The sequence below is a fragment of the Nonomuraea sp. NPDC004186 genome (assembly GCF_053603495.1).
Genome location: NZ_JBSGFQ010000001.1, coordinates 152,548 through 168,726, shown reverse-complemented (window position 1 = coordinate 168,726; position 16,179 = coordinate 152,548). Strand labels below are relative to the sequence as shown.

General features: G+C 73.4%; 9 protein-coding genes. 5 read left to right on the top strand and 4 right to left on the bottom strand.

Features of this window, described 5'->3' with window-relative positions; all coding sequences use genetic code 11:
• Positions 1-74 precede the first annotated feature (74 nt).
• Entirely contained in the window at positions 75-1,295 is a 1,221-nt protein-coding gene (locus ACWEPL_RS00705) for a LeuA family protein (RefSeq protein WP_452434507.1), read from the bottom strand.
• Between the two features lie 79 nt (positions 1,296-1,374).
• Between ACWEPL_RS00705 and ACWEPL_RS00700 the strand changes: the two genes are divergently transcribed.
• Entirely contained in the window at positions 1,375-2,814 is a 1,440-nt protein-coding gene (locus ACWEPL_RS00700; RefSeq protein WP_452434506.1) for a citrate synthase, read from the top strand.
• Positions 2,815-2,940: 126 nt separating this feature from the next.
• Here ACWEPL_RS00700 and ACWEPL_RS00695 read toward each other — a convergent pair whose 3' ends face one another.
• The 3 genes from ACWEPL_RS00695 to ACWEPL_RS00685 are packed head-to-tail and all read right to left on the bottom strand — an operon-like array spanning position 2,941 to position 9,530.
• Positions 2,941-6,366: a chromosome partitioning protein ParA gene (locus tag ACWEPL_RS00695; protein WP_452434505.1), complete on the bottom strand. Its 3,426-nt coding sequence runs from the start codon at positions 6,364-6,366 to the stop codon at positions 2,941-2,943.
• Between the two features lie 57 nt (positions 6,367-6,423).
• Positions 6,424-8,334, bottom strand: coding sequence for a hypothetical protein (locus ACWEPL_RS00690; RefSeq protein WP_452434503.1), 1,911 nt, complete (start codon positions 8,332-8,334; stop codon positions 6,424-6,426).
• Entirely contained in the window at positions 8,334-9,530 is a 1,197-nt protein-coding gene (locus ACWEPL_RS00685; RefSeq protein WP_452434502.1) for a hypothetical protein, read from the bottom strand. Before ACWEPL_RS00685 ends, ACWEPL_RS00690 begins: the two co-directional genes overlap by 1 nt.
• 163 nt (positions 9,531-9,693) lie before the next feature.
• Here ACWEPL_RS00685 and ACWEPL_RS00680 point away from each other — a divergent pair, with 163 nt between their 5' ends.
• The 4 genes from ACWEPL_RS00680 to ACWEPL_RS00665 are packed head-to-tail and all read left to right on the top strand — an operon-like array spanning position 9,694 to position 16,171.
• The gene (locus ACWEPL_RS00680) at positions 9,694-11,835 is read left to right on the top strand and encodes a hypothetical protein (RefSeq protein WP_452434501.1); all 2,142 of its coding nucleotides are present in this window, start codon (positions 9,694-9,696) and stop codon (positions 11,833-11,835) included.
• Positions 11,836-11,849: 14 nt separating this feature from the next.
• On the top strand, positions 11,850-12,899 hold the full coding sequence (locus tag ACWEPL_RS00675) for an AAA family ATPase (protein ID WP_350722330.1): 1,050 nt from the start codon (positions 11,850-11,852) through the stop codon (positions 12,897-12,899).
• Positions 12,900-14,018: a DUF58 domain-containing protein gene (locus tag ACWEPL_RS00670; RefSeq protein WP_350722328.1), complete on the top strand. Its 1,119-nt coding sequence runs from the start codon at positions 12,900-12,902 to the stop codon at positions 14,016-14,018.
• Complete coding sequence (locus ACWEPL_RS00665; RefSeq protein ID WP_452434499.1) at positions 14,015-16,171, top strand: DUF3488 and transglutaminase-like domain-containing protein; 2,157 nt, start codon at positions 14,015-14,017, stop codon at positions 16,169-16,171. The genes ACWEPL_RS00670 and ACWEPL_RS00665 overlap by 4 nt, the downstream gene beginning before the upstream one ends.
• Positions 16,172-16,179: the final 8 nt, after the last annotated feature.

The following is a 16,179-nucleotide window of genomic DNA, read 5'->3' as shown; positions in this document are numbered from 1 at the left end:
CACGCTCGGAAAGATGGCCGAACTGCCGGGTCGGGGTGTGAGCTCGCCGTTCGTCTTCCTGCGCGTGTGCCCGGCTAGGGGTTGTCGTAGCCGGGGAACAGCAGGGACAACTCCCGCGGGTACGCGGCGATCAGGCGCAGCTCGTCGTCCGTGAGCGGGCGGCCGGTCATGGCGTTGCAGAGCTGCACCAGCCGGAACGCCAGGTCCTCCTCGCGGACCTCCACGCCCAGCCCGTCCATGACGTGCCGGAAACCGGCCTTGCCGCCGTACTCGCCGGTCAGCACCACCCGGCCGTCCCGCGCGTGCCAGTCCTGCGGGAACGGGCCCAGCGTGGCCTCGTCGTACAGCTCGTAGTTGCCGTGGTCCTTGAGCGCGCCGTCGGCGTGGATGCCGCTCTCGTGCGCGAACGCGTTGCGTCCCACCCCGACCTGGTTGTACGGCAGCGGCTGCCCGAACGCGTAACCGGCCCACAGACCGAACCTGCGCGCCCATGACAGGTCGAGGGCGTCGCCGATCTCCGCGTCGAGCCCGAAGCCGTGCCGGAAGGCCAGGACTGTCGAGAGCAGGTCGGCGTTGCCGGAGCGCTCGCCGATGCCGTTCACGCACGTGTTGATCCACGCGTCCTGGCCGGCGTCGAGGTCGCCGAGGGCGCCCGAGACGGAGTTGGCCACGGCCATGCCCAGGTCGTTGTGGCAGTGGGTCTCGACCGGCATCGCGGTGGCGGCGGCCAGCTTGGCGAGGCGCTCGCGGATCCTGTCGGGCGTGTCGCCGCCGATCGTGTCGCAGTAACGCACCCGGTCGGCGCCCGCCTCCTTGGCCGCCAGCGCGAACTCCAGCAGGAACCCGTCGTCCGTCCTCGAACCGTCCTCGGCGTTGACCCCCACGGTCTCGGCGCCCGCAGCCTTGGCCGTGCGCACCGCTGCCGTCATCTCCCTGACGATCGCGCCCCTGTCCAGCCGTCCCCGGAACTTGTTCTGGATCATGTAGTCGGACGTCGAGATGGACAGGTTGTAGTGCCTGAGCCCGAGCGGAGCCGCCTTCTCGACGTCCTGCGGCACACCCCGGCACCAGCCCGACAGCCGCAACCCGCCGAACGCCCCCGCCTCGGCCAGCGCCACCTGCGCCTTGACGTACGGGACCTCGTGGAACAGGAAGGGGAACCCGATCTCGGACTGCGCCACGCCGAGCTTGGCCAGATAGAAGTTGACCACGGTCTTGCCGAACTTCGACAGGCCGGTGCGCGCGGTCTGCACGCCGTCCCGGTTGGTCACATCGAGGAAGTGAACTTTTGGCATGCCTTCACGTTGACATGCTCTTTCAACGTGTATCAATATTGATTTTCATCAACCATCCTGTTGAGGGAGGCTCGTCGGCGTGGAGTGGATCGACGCGGCCACGGCGTCCGAGCGTCTCGGCGTCAAACCGGCCACTTTGTACGCGTACGTGAGCCGGGGGGTGCTGCAGCGGCGGCACAGCGAGGACGGGCGGCGCAGCCTCTTCTCGGCGGAGGAGATCGAGCGCCTCGCCCGCCGCGGCCGTCCCCGGAGCCAGCCGCCGGAGCTCGTCATCGAGTCGGCCATCACGGCCCTGGGCGTGGACCGGCCCCACTACCGGGGCCTCGACGCGCTGGGGCTGGCGCTCACCAGCGACTTCGAAACGGTCGCCGCCTGGCTCTGGACCGCCGACCCCTCCCTCTGGCACCCCTCACACCCGCCCACTCCGCCCACCACACCGGCGGACTCACGGCCGTCTGCCACCCCCGCCCGCCAAAGGCACCCGCACCCCTCCGCCCGCAAAGGGGACCCGCACCCTTCCGCCGCCCAAGGGGACCGGCGTCCGTCCGATCACCAAGGGGACCCGCGTCGCGTGGCGGAACCTGCCGCCTCCGGCCCTCATGCGGCCCCCCACCCCACCACAGGGCCGAGCGCCCAAGGGGTGCGGATCCGATGGCCGGAGCCGTGGTGGTGCGAGGACGATGCGCTGCGGGCGGCCGTGACCGCCCAGCGCGGCCTCCCCGACGACCTCCTGCCCCTCGACCGGCTGCAGGTGATCACCACGGTCCTGGGCGCCTCCGACTCCCTGCGCTACCAGCTCGACCCCGCCTCCGTAGCCGCGACCGGCCGCCGCATGATCGCGGGCCTGGTCGACGCGCTCCCTCAGCTCAGCGAGCCCCAAGGCGACTCGATCGCCGAGCGGCTCTGGTCCCGCCTGTGCCCCCACCCCGCCACCCCCGGCCTCCTGAACGCCGTCCAGGCCGCCCTGGTCCTGCTCGCCGACCACGAGCTCGCCGCCTCCACCCTGGCCGCCAGGGTCGCCGCCTCCGCCAAGGCCGACCCGTACGCCGTCGTGCTGACCGGGCTCGGCGTGCTGGGCGGCCCGCTGCACGGCGGCGCGTCGTACGGCGCCGAACGCCTGCTCGCCGAGGTCGCCGAGCCGCACCAGGCCGCCCGGGCGATTGCCGAGCGGGTACGCCGAGGCGAGCGCATCCCCGGCTTCGGCCACAGCGTCTACAAGAACGGCGACGCGCGCGGCGCCCTCCTGCTCGACCTGGTCAAGGAGGCGGCGCCGGGGTATGACCGGATCGCCGCCGGGACGGCTGTCCTGGAGGAGATGCGCAGGCGCCGCCTCCCGGAGCGCAACGTCGACTTCGCCCTCGCCATCCTCACGGCCGTCAGCGGCATGGTGAGCGGCGCGGGCGAGGCCATCTTCGCGGTGGCCAGGGCGGCGGGGTGGCTGGCACACGCGATGGAGGAGTACGACCGAGGCACCCTCCTCCGCCTGCGCGCCTCCTACACGGGCCCACCCGTCAAATGACCGCCTCGGGCCCGCCCGTCAGGTGGGCCCTCACAGGGCCGCCCGTCAGGTGGGTATCCATCGGGCCCGCCCGTCAGGTGAGCGCCCCAGGGCCGCCCGTCAAGTAGCCACCCTCAGGGCCGCCCGTCAAGTGAGCGCCGCCGTCGTCCTGTCGACGTAGGCGGCCAGGGCGCGCACCCGGTCGGCGTGCTGGTCGTGCCCGACGATCACCGGCGGCTCGTTGTACGGCATCGCGTCCGACGACCGCCGTAGCTTGATGTACTGTCCGCAGGCGTCGATCGCGTACGGCTCCATGTCGTCCTGCAGCGCCCCGATCACCGTGATCCCGTACGTCTCCCCGATCCGCCTGAAGAGCGCGACCGCCTCCCTGCGGTGCTCCTTGCCCAGGTTGCGGCCCAGTTCGTCGAGCACCAGGCACAGGTGACCGCCCCCGGACGAGGCGATGGCCGCCGCGCACACCAGCTTGACGGCCTTCTCGTCCATGAGCGCGGTGTTGGCCCGCCGGTTGTACGGCACGAACCCCTGTCCCTCGCCGCGCCGCCACTTCGGCGTCACCCGCCACTGCCAGCGCTGCTCGGGATCGGCCGGCGCGGGCGGCACCGGGAACTCCAGCGTCGCCCCGTAACCCCCGTACGACGTGTCGAGCTTCTCGAACTCCTCGGCCACCCGCGTGAGCCGCGCCTTGATCGCCGCCGTCAGCGCCGCCCGGTGCACGGCCGTCGACTGCGCCGCCTCCTCGGCTCCCCTGGCCGCCGCCGACAGGTCGCGCTGCCGGGTGACGACCTGCGCCTCGATCTGGCGGCGCTGGTGCCGTTCGTACTCCTCCTGGCCCCGCAGGTAGGAGGCCAGCGCCCCGCACACCGCCGCGAACGTCGCCTGCTCCCGCGCCGTGCTCCCGCCCCGCTCGCTCAGCAGGAACCGCAGCTCCTCGGGAATCTCCGCGTCCTCCTCCGGGAACGTGTCCCGCAAGGCCTGGTCGAAGTGGCGTTCGGCGACCCGCCACCACTCCTCGGCCGCACGTGGCCGCTCCTCCTCGGGCAGCGCGTTCAGCCATTCGCGGGCCGTCTCGACCGTGCCGCCCCAGTCGGCGGCCAGCGCGTCGAGCTTGAGCGCCTCACGTTCGGCGCCGACCTTGGTCTCCTGGTCGCGTGCCTGCGTTCGCTCGGCCTCGTGCCGGTGCCGCCGCCCCTCCAGGCGTTCGATCTCCATGTCCCTGGTCCGGGCCCGGAAGTCCAGCGCACCGGCCTGCCGCTCGGCCTCGGCCACCTTCGGCGCCAGCTCCCCGATCGCCGCGTTCAGCTCGGTCAGCCTGGCCCGCCGCTCGCCCAGCTTCTCCTCCAGCTCGGCCAGGCGCACCCCGGCCCTGGCCCCTTCCAGCCGACGCTGCGCCTCCGCGACGTCCTCTTCTCCGTCACGTACGGCCTGCGCCGCCGTCTCCTGGACGTCCTTGGCCCGGTTGAGCCGCAGCTCGGCGGCCTTGATCCGAGCCTCACGCCCGGTCGCCACCCCGTCGAACGCCCCCACGACGCTCACCCCGGCCGAGCTGACCAGCACGGACCCGGGCAACTCGGCCAGGGCGGCAGCAGCGGCGTCGAGCTGCGCGGCATCCACGATCACCGCATGCTCGTTCGGCCACCCCCGCAAATCCCCCAACGGGACCCCGGCCAACCGTCCACCGGTACCACTCACCGCGCCGTCGCCGGGCGCCTTCCCGTAGCGTGCCTTGAGGGCGGCGCCGAGCGCGTCGCCATCGCCCGACCCAGCAGCAGCCCCGGTCGCCCCAGCAGCAGCCTCGGTCGCCCCAGCGGCGGCCGAGGTTGTTCCGGGGGCGGCCGAGGTCGTTCCGGGGGCGGCCGAGGTCGCTCCGGTCGTCCCGCGTAGTGCCCGGCCTCCGCCGGCGGACTGTGCCGGGGGCGTGTGAGCGGCGTCGCGGGCCTGTTCGGCCACGTCCAGCGCGTCCAGCAGGCCGGTCGCGCCGATGCCCGCCGCCGCCAGCGTGTTGAGCTGGGCCGCCGCCGGACCGCCCTCGGCGTCGTCCAGCGCCGCCTGCGCCGAGGACACCTCCTGGTCGGCCACCCCGAGCGCCTTGAGCGCCTCGTTCAGCCGCAGCCGGACCTCCCGCAGCTCCCGCTCGGCCGTGGGCACGTCACGCCCGTCCGCGAACCTGCGCGTCTCCTCCAACGCCGGGATCAGACCGCGCAGCTCGTCGGCGGAGTTCTCGGCCACCGCGCGGTCGGCGTCCAGCTTGGCCGCCCGCGCCTGCTGCGCCGCCAGCTCCTTGCGGGCCTGCGAGACCTGCCTGTCGAGGGTGTCCTCCCGCAGCGTGCCGATCTCCGCCTTGACCATGGCGATCGCCTCGGCCGCCGCCTCACCGGCCGCGTGGTGCCGTTCCAGGTCGGCGGCCAGCGCCTCGTCCTTGCCCGCCGCATCGGCCAGCTTGCGCGCCTGCCTGCCGCGCCAGCACCGCAGCGCGTCCGCCAGCCGGATCCTCGCCTGATCACGCCGGTCGAACGTGGTCACCAGCGCCTTCGACTCCGTCTCGAACTCCGCCAGCCGTTCGGCCGCCTGCGCGGCGCGCACCCGCTTGGCGTGCTCGTCGCGGCGGGCCTCCCGCTCCTGCTCCAACTCGGCGTCGAGGCCGGTGAGGGCCGCGATGGCCTCGAAGACGCGTTCGGGCGAGATCTCGTTGAGCGGCTGGGAGAGCAGGTTCGTGGCCACCTTGCTGCGTACGGAGGTGGACAGGAACGACACACACCTGACCCGGTCGCCGTAGAGCACCTTGGTGAGGTCGCGCGCCACCACGTCGCGCCGCCCGGCCGACTTCGGCAGCGTCGCCCAGATCTCGTCGGCGCGTGCCACCCGCTCGGCCTCGGACGGGGAAGCCGCCAGATGCACCCCTTCCCGCCACCGGATCTCCAGGTGCGGCGCCTCCTGGTTGACCTTGAGCCACACGGTGATTGCCCCGCCCGAGGTGTCGGGCACCTCGAACAGCTCACCGCTCAGCTCATCCCCGGCCACCTGACTCTCGAGCGCGAACTCGCCACCCCCTGAAACGGCTGCGTCACCCGTGGCCGCTCCGTCGCCTGCCGCACCGGTCGGGGTCGCGCCACCCTGGAGCGTGGTGCCGGCTCGGGCGCGGTCCGACGAGTCACCGTCCTCCGCACCAGCCGGAACGGCGCCCGCCGCCTCCGCCGCGTCGTACGGGGCGAAGCCGTCCATGCCGGGCGGGCCGAAGACGCCCACGATGTAGCCGTGGTCGGCGCTCGACCACTGGCGGGATCCGGCGCCGCTGGCCAGCTCGGCGTTGAAGAGCAGCTCCGACACCGCCTTGGCGCCCGAGGCGAAGCGCCACTGCTCGTCCCCGAGCAACGCCGTGATCGAGGCGATGAACGATGACTTGCCCGCGCCGTTTGAGTCCTTGGGCCCGGCGCCCGCCACGACGATGAGCGTGCCGGGGACGGTGGGCACCGGATGGGTCGAGAGCCGCGAAATGTTGACCGCCTGCACAGCGATCAGCACCCGGTCTCCGACGACGTTCTCCACCTGCGACACCTGTTACCCCCGTAGTCCTTCCATCAGTCATGACGCTGAATCCGTGTGCCGTCGCGGTCACTTCGCCGATCTTCGGGCTCGTACGGCGGCCGCCAGCGGCGTGTTGGGCCCGGCCGCCAGGATCAGCTCCTCCTGCAACCGCCGCCGGGCCGCCGGAGTGAGCCGGTGGAACTGCGGCCCCGGCACGTAACCGCCCGCCTCCTCACCGGCCTTGACCTGCCCTATCAGCCCCGCGTGCCGCAACACCCGCAGCGCCGCCTCCAGCTCGCCGATCGGCAGCTGGGTGTGGCGGCGCAGCTCGTCCACCGGTGTGGGGTGCGGCGACAACCACGAGTCCTCGGGCAACAGCCCTTCGGCCCTCGGGATGGCGACGGAGTGCACCAGGACGAGCGTCAGCACGGCCCGCTCGCTCACCCCCAGCCGCGGGCCCGCCGGGACAGCGGACCGAACGCCGGGAGTCACCGCCCGCGCGGCCACCGGATCGCCACCGCCCGCCCGAACGCCACCCGCGCCCGCCTCCCCGGCCACGGCCGCCTCTCCGGAGATGGCCGCGCCCGCCTCCCCGACGACGGCCGCGCCCGCTTCTCCGGGGATGGCCGTGCCTGCGGGACTCTCCGCCGGAGCCGAGCCGGCACCGGCAGAAGCACCGTGCGCGGCTCCGCCCGGGACCTCGTGCGCGACCTCGCGCCGGGCCCCACGTGGGGTCGCGTGCGTCGCCTCGGGCGGGACCTCCTGCGTGGCTTCGCGCCCGCCGTCGGCCGTGGTCGTGCGTGACGGCTCGTGCGTGTCCTTGTGCGGGGCCTCGGTTGCGGATGTCGTGAGGGTGGCGGCTCGGATGTCGTCGTAGCCGGAGGTCCAGCGGTCGCGGTGCTGGATCAGCGTACGGCCGCGCCTGGCCAGCATCTCGCTCACCGTATGGCGCAGCGCAGGATCGCGCAGGGCGGCGAAGCGGACCTCCTGCACCGGCTCGGCGGCGTGCTCCACCACCATGAACGCCGCCACCAGCTCCGCCCGCCGCCGCTCGTCATAAGCCCCCAGCAGGTCGTCGAACTCCGCGGAGCCGCCCTCGACCCGCCCCCCGAGCCCCGCGTCCGGGTCGGGGACGGGTTCGGCCGGGTGGGCGGCGGCCACGATGTCGGCGTCGCCGACCACGGTGAGCTCGGGGCGTTCGGGCTCGGGCAGGCGGCGGACCAGCTCCTGCAACTGCGCGTGCGACTCGACCGGCCACAGCGCACAGCGCGGGCCGAGGGTGACCACGCCGTCGTCCACGACCACCCACGCCGAGTCGTGCAGGCGCCGCATCGCGCCGATCGCCCAGTTGCGCATCAGGTCGTCGGTGCGGCCGATCAGCGCCCGGTACGTGTCGAGCACCAGCTCCACGGGCGCGGGCTCGCCCGGCCACGGGTCCACGGACAGGTCGGTCCAGCAGCACTTGAGCACCGCCGCCAGCACCCGCCTGGTCTCGCCGGACCGCTCCACCGGAACGGGCGACACCTGGTACTCCTCCAGCAGCGACGGCGTCACCCCGTCGGGCCACACCGGCAGAGCCTGCCCGGTGGAGTCGGGCCGCGTCAGCCGCGCCATGCCCGGCGGCGCGGGCTCCCCGGCCGCCAGCCACAGCGGCCCACCCGAGCGCACCCGCACATGCGCGGTGGGCCCGTCAAGGGCACCCGCCCGAGCCCGCGTCCTCGCGACGCCCTTCGAACGAGCCCCCGCACGGGCGCCGTCATGCCCGCGCGCCGACGTGCCCGCCTTCGTGGTGGGTGGCGCCTCCGGAGTGTGCGGCGTCTCCAGAGCGTGCGGCGCCTCCGAGGGGTGCGGCGTCTCCGGGGTCTGCGGGGCCGGTTGGTCAGCGGGCCGGGGCTCGTCCCGTACGGCCGGGGCGTCGCCCGCCGAGAGCGCAGGAGCGTCCGGCGCGGCCGCATCCGGACGGCCGGCCTCCGGGTGGGTGGGGTTCGGGGTGGGCATCAGGTGCGCTCCAAGTAGCCCTGGGAGAGCCAGGCCGGCTCGCGGTCCGGATCGATCGAGATCCCGTCGGACCACCTCAGCCGGTAAGGCAACTCAGGCCGCAGGTCCACGGTCGTCAGGTCGGCCAGCACGCGTCGCGCCGAGGGCCAGTCGGAGCCCAGCACGTCGGCCAGCGCCACCCGCGGGGCGCCGCCCAGCAGCGACTCCGCGACCTCCCGCAGCCGCTCCATGGCCGCGCTGAGCGAGGTGTCGAGCGAGTCGCCGGGACCGGGGTCGGGGAGGTTGGAACGCGGGGGAGTGGGCTGGGCGGGAGCGGGGCGCGGGGCCTCGTCCACGGCGCGGGCGATGGCGGCCGGATCGTGCCACGGCGCGGGCACGTCGAACACGAACCCGTCGAGCACCGCCGCCAGCTGCTCCCGCGACGCGGTCTGCGAGAAGGTGCGCCACGTCTCGGTGGGCAGCAACGTCAGGTTGCGGGTGGTGCCCGCCGAGTCGGCCAGGCGTCCGGCGGCGCGGCGGGAGGCGTCGCTGTAGGCGTAGATGGCCGCCCGCAGGTCGGTGCAGACCCGGTCGAGCTCCGGCCACCGGGTCAGGATGGTGCCGTGCAGCCCCTGCGCGCGCCGGGCGATCTCCTCGGTGCCCCACAGCTTGGGCGCCTGCTCGCGCAGCTCCTCGATGGTGCCCGTGGTGAGCGTGATCAGCTCCAGCGCCCACAGCCGGAACGCCCGTGCCAGGTTGACCGCGCTCTGCCTGGCCTCCTCCATCGTCGTGCGGGGGTCGGCGACGTTGAGGTCTTCGAGCGCCAGCAGCCGGTGCATCTCCGACTGCCCGCCGTCGGACATCATCCGCCGGATGAACATCAGCCCGACCACGCTCGTGAACGAGGCCCGGTAACGCAGCTGGTTGGGCTTGGGGAACACCTCGCGGATGGCCCCGAGCCCCTTGAGCACCCGCAGCCGGTTGTCGAACTGGTCGCCCGGATAGGCCCGGCACACGAAGCGCATCTGCTCGTGCGTCATCCACTCCTCGCCCGCCTCCGCGAACGCCGAGAACAGCGTCTCGGCGATGTCGACCAGGGCAGGGTCGTCGACGACCGCGCCGCTGTCGCGCGCCAGCGCGGCGAACATCCGGCGGTAGGTCGACAGGACCGCCTCGTCGGTGAGGACGGCGTCGAGGGTCAGGGGCTGTTCGGACACGGGCACTAAGGTACGGCTTCGCGCCGACAGTCTCGGCACACCACAACCACCTCACGAGCCCTACCAGCCGGTACATACGCACAAGCGACCGGTGAGCGCTAGTGTGATGCCCGATAATACGGGGGCAAACGCTCTGTAATCGTACATACGGGGTGAGTTACGCGTGCAGTTGCGCATGCTCCGAGGTGACCGAAGCACGGCCGTGATCGCCGGGGTGGCCGCCGTGGTCCTGGTGGCCGCGGCGGCGTGGTTCGGCGTGGGCGTGTCCAGCGCCAACCCGAAGCTGGCCGATGTCGGCGCCTGGCTCTGGACCCGGGCCAAGGGCAAGATCGTGCACGTCAACGGCCTGTCCGGCGAGGTCGACGGCTACCTCGGCGACAAGGCCGGCCGGCAGCTGCGCGTCGTGCAGGACGGCGGCAACGTGCTGCTCGTCGACGACGCCACCGGCTACGTCAGCCGCGTCGAGCCCAGCCAGCTCACGGTCTCCCAGACCCGCGACCTCGGCGCGGCCGGCCTGCAGATCGCGGTGTCCGGCGACACCGCGTACGCGGTGGACCCGGCCTCCGGCAAGGTCCAGCGGATCGACCCGGCCACGCTCAACTCCGTCGGCGCCCCGATCACCCTCCCCGGACCGCTCGGCGCGGCCCGCATCGACGGCGGCGGCCGCCTGTGGGTCCCCGTGACCGCGAAGGGCCAGGTCGTACCGGTGTCGAACGGCGCCGCGGCGGACCCGCTCAAGGTCGGCGAGCCGGGCGAGGAGCTGGCGATCACGATCGCCGGCGGCCTGCCCGTCGTGGTCAACAGCCGGGCCGCCACCGCCACGGTCATCGGCGCGGACGGCGGGGTCGGCGAGATCACCCTGCCCAAGGGTGTGGCCCAGGCCGCGAAGGGCGGCGCGCTCACCCCGGCCACGACCGAAGGCCCGCTGGTCCCGATCCTCACACCCGGCGACTCGGGGCTGCTCGTCGTGATCGACACCTCGTCCAACTCGGTGCTGAGCACCAAGTTCGAGTCGCAGGACCCCGCCAAGCTCGGGGTGCCGCAGGTGCTCGGCAGCAAGGTGTACGTGCCCGACCAGGGCAAGGGCTCCCTCATCGTCTGGGACAGCGCGGCCGGCGGCCGGCCCACCACGCTCCAGGTGGCCCAGGCGCCCGGCCCGGTGGACGTGTTCGTCAAGGACGGCCTGCTCTGGGCCAACGACGAGAACGGCGACAAGGCGGTCGTGATCGACCCCGAAGGCCGCAAGCACGACGTCGACAAGGACGACTCCGACGTACCGGGACCGACCAGCACGCCCAAGCCCAAGCAGACGCCGCGCCCGGACCCGTCCAAGACGGACGCCCGGCCCGACCCCGTACCCACGAGGACGGAGCCGCGCCCCACGGAGACCCGTGAGGCCGAGCCGACCCGCGAGGCCGAGCCCACGCCGACCCCGAGCCGCGAGCCCACCAGGTCGCCCACGCCGACCTCGTCGCCCAGCGCGCCGTCCGCGCCCGGCGCGGTCAGCGCCAGGTCCGGGCCGGGCAAGGTGACGGTGACCTTCAGCCCGGCCACCGGCGGCAAGGTCGAGCGGTACACCCTGAAGACCTCGTCCGGCGCCGGCCGGTCCGTGCCGCAGTCGGTGGACGCGAACGGGCCGTTCCAGTTCGAGTTCACGGGCGGGGACTGTGCGAACGAGTACACGTTCGTGGTGGTCGCGCACTGGGCGGGCGGCGAGGTCGAGTCGCAGCCCAGCGCCGGGGCCAAGCCCTGCGTGGCGCCCGGCTCGCCGACCGGCTTCGCCGCCAAGGCCAAGAACCGGGGCGCCGAGCTGAGCTGGAGCGCGCCCGAGAACGCCGACGACGGCGTCACCTACGAGCTGACCGGCGCGGCGACCAACAACGGCATCAAGGGCACGTCGTTCACGGTGGACGGGCTGAAGAACAACCAGAAGCACGCGTTCAAGCTCAAGGCCAGGAACGCGGCGGGGGAGAGCCCGGACGTGGCCACGGCCGAGGTGGACCTGGCCTACCCGAGGCAGCAGTACAAGAACAAGAACAACGACCAGACCGACACCCTGATCCGGCCCACTCCCGCCAAGAACGGCACCGACAACGTCGGCAGGATCCCGAAGGGGCAGTACATCACGGTGACCGTGATCTGCCAGGTCAAGGGCCAGTCTGTCACCGAGTCGCAAGACGGCAGCACCAGCGACACTTGGAACAAAGTTGAAACGCAGTACGGGAACGGGTGGCTCAGCGACACTCTGGTGGCGACTCCGGACGGCGGCTTCCCCGAGGGGCCGCTCTTCGAGTGCACCGACTGAGGAGGGGGGCTCAGTTGACCCAGTACAACTATCAGGACCAGTTCGAGCAGACCGTGCAGCCGTACCAGCAGCAGGGGCTGGAGCAGTCCTACCAGCAGCAGCCGCAGCAGAGCGCGCAGCTGGCCGGGCAGTTCGCGCAGCGCTTCCAGCTGCTCGCCGGCAACATCGAGCGCATCATCCGGGGCAAGCACGAGGCGATCGAGCTGGCGCTGATCAGCCTGTTCTCGGAGGGGCACCTGCTCGTCGAGGACGTGCCCGGCACCGGCAAGACCACGCTGGCCAGGTCGCTCGCGGCCAGCGTGGACGCCGAGTGGCGGCGCATCCAGTTCACGCCTGACCTGCTGCCCAGCGACATCACCGGCGTGTCGATCTTCAACCAGGCGCACCAGAAGTTCGAGTTCCACCACGGGCCCGTCTTCGCGAACATCGTGCTCGCCGACGAGATCAACCGCGCCTCGCCGAAGACCCAGGCCGCGTTGCTGGAGGTCATGGAGGAGCGCCGGGTCACGGTGGACGCCGAGCCGCATCCGGTGCCCAGGCCGTTCATGGTGGTGGCCACGCAGAACCCGGTCGACATGGACGGCACGTACCCGCTGCCCGAGGCCCAGCTCGACCGCTTCCTGATGAAGATCTCCGTAGGCTACCCCGACCACGTCTCCGAGGTGGAGGTGCTCAAGGGCATGCCGACGGGGCCGCAGGTCGAGCGGCTGCCGGTGGTGGCGCGGTCGTCGGACGTGGCCGGGATGATCGACTTCGCCTCCCGGATCCACGTGGCCGATGCCGTGTACGACTACATCGTCGCGCTGTGCTCGGCCACCCGTACCAGCCCTCACCTGCGGCTCGGGGCCAGCCCCCGGGGCAGCCTGGCGTTGCTGCGCGCGTCCCGGGTCAAGGCCGCCGCGGCCGGCCGGCACTACGTCGTGCCGGAGGACGTGAAGGCGCTGGCCGCGCCCGTGCTGGCGCACCGGCTGATCCTCACGCCCGAGGCCGAGCTGCGCGAGGTCACCGCCGCGGCCGCGCTCGGCGAGATCCTCGCCGGGATGCCGGTGCCGCAGGCGGCGTAGGTGCCCACCCCGCCACCGGCTCCCTGGCAGCGGCTCACCGCGGTGCTGACCCCGCTGGGCTGGGGGACCCTCGCCGGGTCCCTCGCGCTGTACGCGGCGGGGTTCGCGCTCGGTTACCCCGAGCCCGTCGTGCTCGCCACCGGCGGCCTGCTCGCGCTGGCCGCCGCGCTCGCGTGGACCGCCCCCAGGCCCAGGCTGGAGGTACGGCGCGAGGTCACGCCCCTGAAGGTGCCGCGCGGGGACGCCGCCGTCGCCGTCCTGAACGTGACCAACCTCGGCCGCCGGGGCCTGTCCGGCCTGCGCGCCCAGGACCGGATCGGCGCGGCGGAGCACACCGTCGACCTGCCCAGGCTGCCGAAGGGGGCGGTACGCACGGTGTCGTACCCGCTGCCGACGGACGCCCGCGGCGAGATCCCGGTGGGGCCGCTGCTGCTCGTCCGGGCCGACCCGTTCGGGCTCACACGCCGCGTCAGAGCGTACGGCTCGCCCGTCACCCTCCTGGTACGGCCCCGCACGGTCGCCCTCCCCGTCCCTCCGTCCGGCCGGGCCCACCACCTGGAGGGCCCCACCAGCGACAACGCCCCCAGCGGCACGGTCACCTTCCACACCCTGCGCGAGTACGTCGTCGGCGACGACCTGCGCCACGTCCACTGGCGGTCGAGCGCCCGCACCGGGACGCTCATGGTCCGCCAGCTCATCGACGCCAGCCTCCCCACCACCACCGTCGTCCTGGACACCCGCGACCTCACGGAGCTCGCCGTGGACGCCGCCGCCTCGGTCGCGCTCGCCGCCGCCACGGCGGGCTTCCCGGTACGCCTCGTCACCGGCGACGGGCCCGTGCCGGACGCCAAGGACCCCGAGACGGTGCTCGACCGCCTGGCCCTGGTGTCGACGGGCACGGGCGGCGTCACGGAGCCGACGCGCCTGGCCCGGGGCGGCGGCTCGCTGGTCCTGGTCACCTCGGACCCGGCGGAGGCGGGGCGGGTCGCGGGGGTGCGCCGCCGCTTCGACCGCGTCATCTGCGTCTATGTCGGCCCCGGGGCGGTCGCGGTCCCCGGGGTGGCGGTCCTGCCGATCGGCTCCCTGGACGCGCTCCCGCTCGCGTGGGGATCCCGATGACCACCCAGGCACCCAGGCGCGGCCGCCGGCACGGGCGCGCGCCGGACGCGGCCACGCCTGGCGAGGCGGGTGCAGGTCGGGCGGGCAGTGCGCCGTCCGGGGGTGGGGCGTTGTGGCGGCGGATGGCGGGGGCGGCGCTGGTCGCGGCCGTCGCCGGGGTGGCCGGGTGGGGGTTCCATCGGGTGTTCCCCGGCACCGAGCTGCTGACCGCCGTGATCCCCGCGGCCATCGCCCCCGCCGTCGTCGCCGCGACCCTCGGCCGGCGTCCCCTCTGGCTGGCCCTGCTCCTGGACGTCGTCCTCTGGCTCGCCGGCACCGTCCTCCTCTACCAGGCCCCGAACCCGGGTGTGTTCGCCGACGTGGCGAACTCCTGGCACGCCCTGCTCACCACCCTCCTCCCCGCCCAGCCCGAGCCGCACCTCCTCGTCCTCGTCCACACCCTCGTCTGGGCGGCCACCGTCATCGGCGCCGAGACGCTGGCCCGCACCCGCACCAGGATCGCCGCCGCCGTCCCGGCGCTGGTCGTCTACGGCACGGCGCTCGTGCTGGGCGTGGACGGCGAGGGCTCGAACGTCCCCGTGGCGGGCGCGCTGTTCGTGCTGATCGCCGCGCTGGCCCTGCTGCGCGACGACCGTTCCCCGCTCTGGCTCCTGGCCGGGTTGCCGGCCGCCGCCGCGCTGGCCGCGCTGGCGCTGGTCGTGGGCCCGCTGCTGCCCATCGCCGCGCAGCCGTACAACCCGCGGCAGGACGCCGACCTCCCTCCGCCGCGGCGCGTCGACAGCGTCAGCCCGCTGGACCGGGTCTCGGCTTGGCTGCAGATCCCCGACAGGGAGCTGTTCACCGTCAAGGCCGACAAGCCGCTCAACTGGCGGCTGGCCGTGCTCGACCGGTACGACGGCGTCCGATGGACCTCCGGAGCCCGGTTCCAGCCCACCGGCGGCCGGGTGCCCGAAGCGGACTGGACGGGCAAGGCGGACGTCGTCCATCAGAAGGTGACGTTCGACGGGCTCCCGGGCACCTGGCTGCCCGCGGCCGAACGGCCGGAGCGGGTCGAGGGCGTGCGGGGGCTGGTGGTGGATCCCGAGAGCGGCGCGCTGCTGGCCGATGCCAAGCCCGCCAAGGGGTTCAGCTACGAGGTGACCTCGAAGGTGCCCCGGCCGTCCAAACAGGAGCTGCTCGACGCCACGCCCGCCGACGACCCAGGGCTGACCGCGTTCCCGGCCGGGCCGCAGCAGCGGCTGTTCCGCAAGCTCGCCCAGGAGGCCACCAAGGGCGCGACCGCGCCGATCACGCGGGCGTACCGGCTGCAGAAGTACCTGCGCACCAACGCCAGTTACGACGTCACCGCGCCGCCGGGGCACTCGCTCAAGGGGCTGGAGTTCTTCCTGCAGACCACGCACCGGGGGACGTCGGAGCAGTTCGCGACCACGTTCGCGCTCATGGCCAGGACGCTCGGGCTGCCGTCGCGGGTGGTGGTGGGGTTCAGGCCGGGCCAGACGTCCGGCGGGATTTATCACGTTAAATCTGGCCATGTGATGGTGTGGGCGGAGATCAAGTTCGACCGGCTGGGCTGGCGGCCGTTCTACCCCACGCCGGGCCGCAGCGGCGCCAAGGACGACCATGACGTCGTGTCCTCGGCGATCGAGGAGAGCGAGGAGCTGGAGGGCGAGTTCACCCAGGGCGGGAGCGACCGGCCGAAGACCTCCCGGCCGCAGGCCACGGGGAACGGCGAGGAGCCTTCGAACGGCCCGGCGATCTGGCTGATCGCGTCGGTGGCGGGCGGGGCGCTGCTGGTGGCGTACGCCGGGGTGGTGGTGGCCCTGCCGTGGTGGCGCAGGCGCAAGCGCCGCCGGGCCGAGGGGCCGGAGCAGCGGGTGCTCGGCGCGTGGCGGCAGACCTGCGACGACCTGGGGCTGAGGGGCCGGTACGCTCTGACGGCGGCGGACGTCGTCGCCGGGCAGGCAGGCTCGGGGGATATATCCGCGCACATCCAGCCATTGGCTGAAATTTCGAACTTCGTCAGGTACGCCCCCGACGCCGTCACCGAGGACGCCGCCACCGCGGCCTGGCAGCGCAGCGACGCCATCCGCAGAGCCGTACGCGCCAGAACCCCCCTGACCGCCCGCCTGCGCAAGCGCCTCCTGCTGAGATGACGGTGAAC

Coding starts and splice junctions, on each gene's coding strand:
- ACWEPL_RS00705 (WP_452434507.1), bottom strand. CDS start 1,295: ATGCCAAAAGTTCACTTCCTCGATGTGACCAACCGGGACGGCGTGCAG.
- ACWEPL_RS00690 (WP_452434503.1), bottom strand. CDS start 8,334: ATGCCCACCCCGAACCCCACCCACCCGGAGGCCGGCCGTCCGGATGCG.
- ACWEPL_RS00665 (WP_452434499.1), top strand. CDS start 14,015: ATGACCACCCAGGCACCCAGGCGCGGCCGCCGGCACGGGCGCGCGCCG.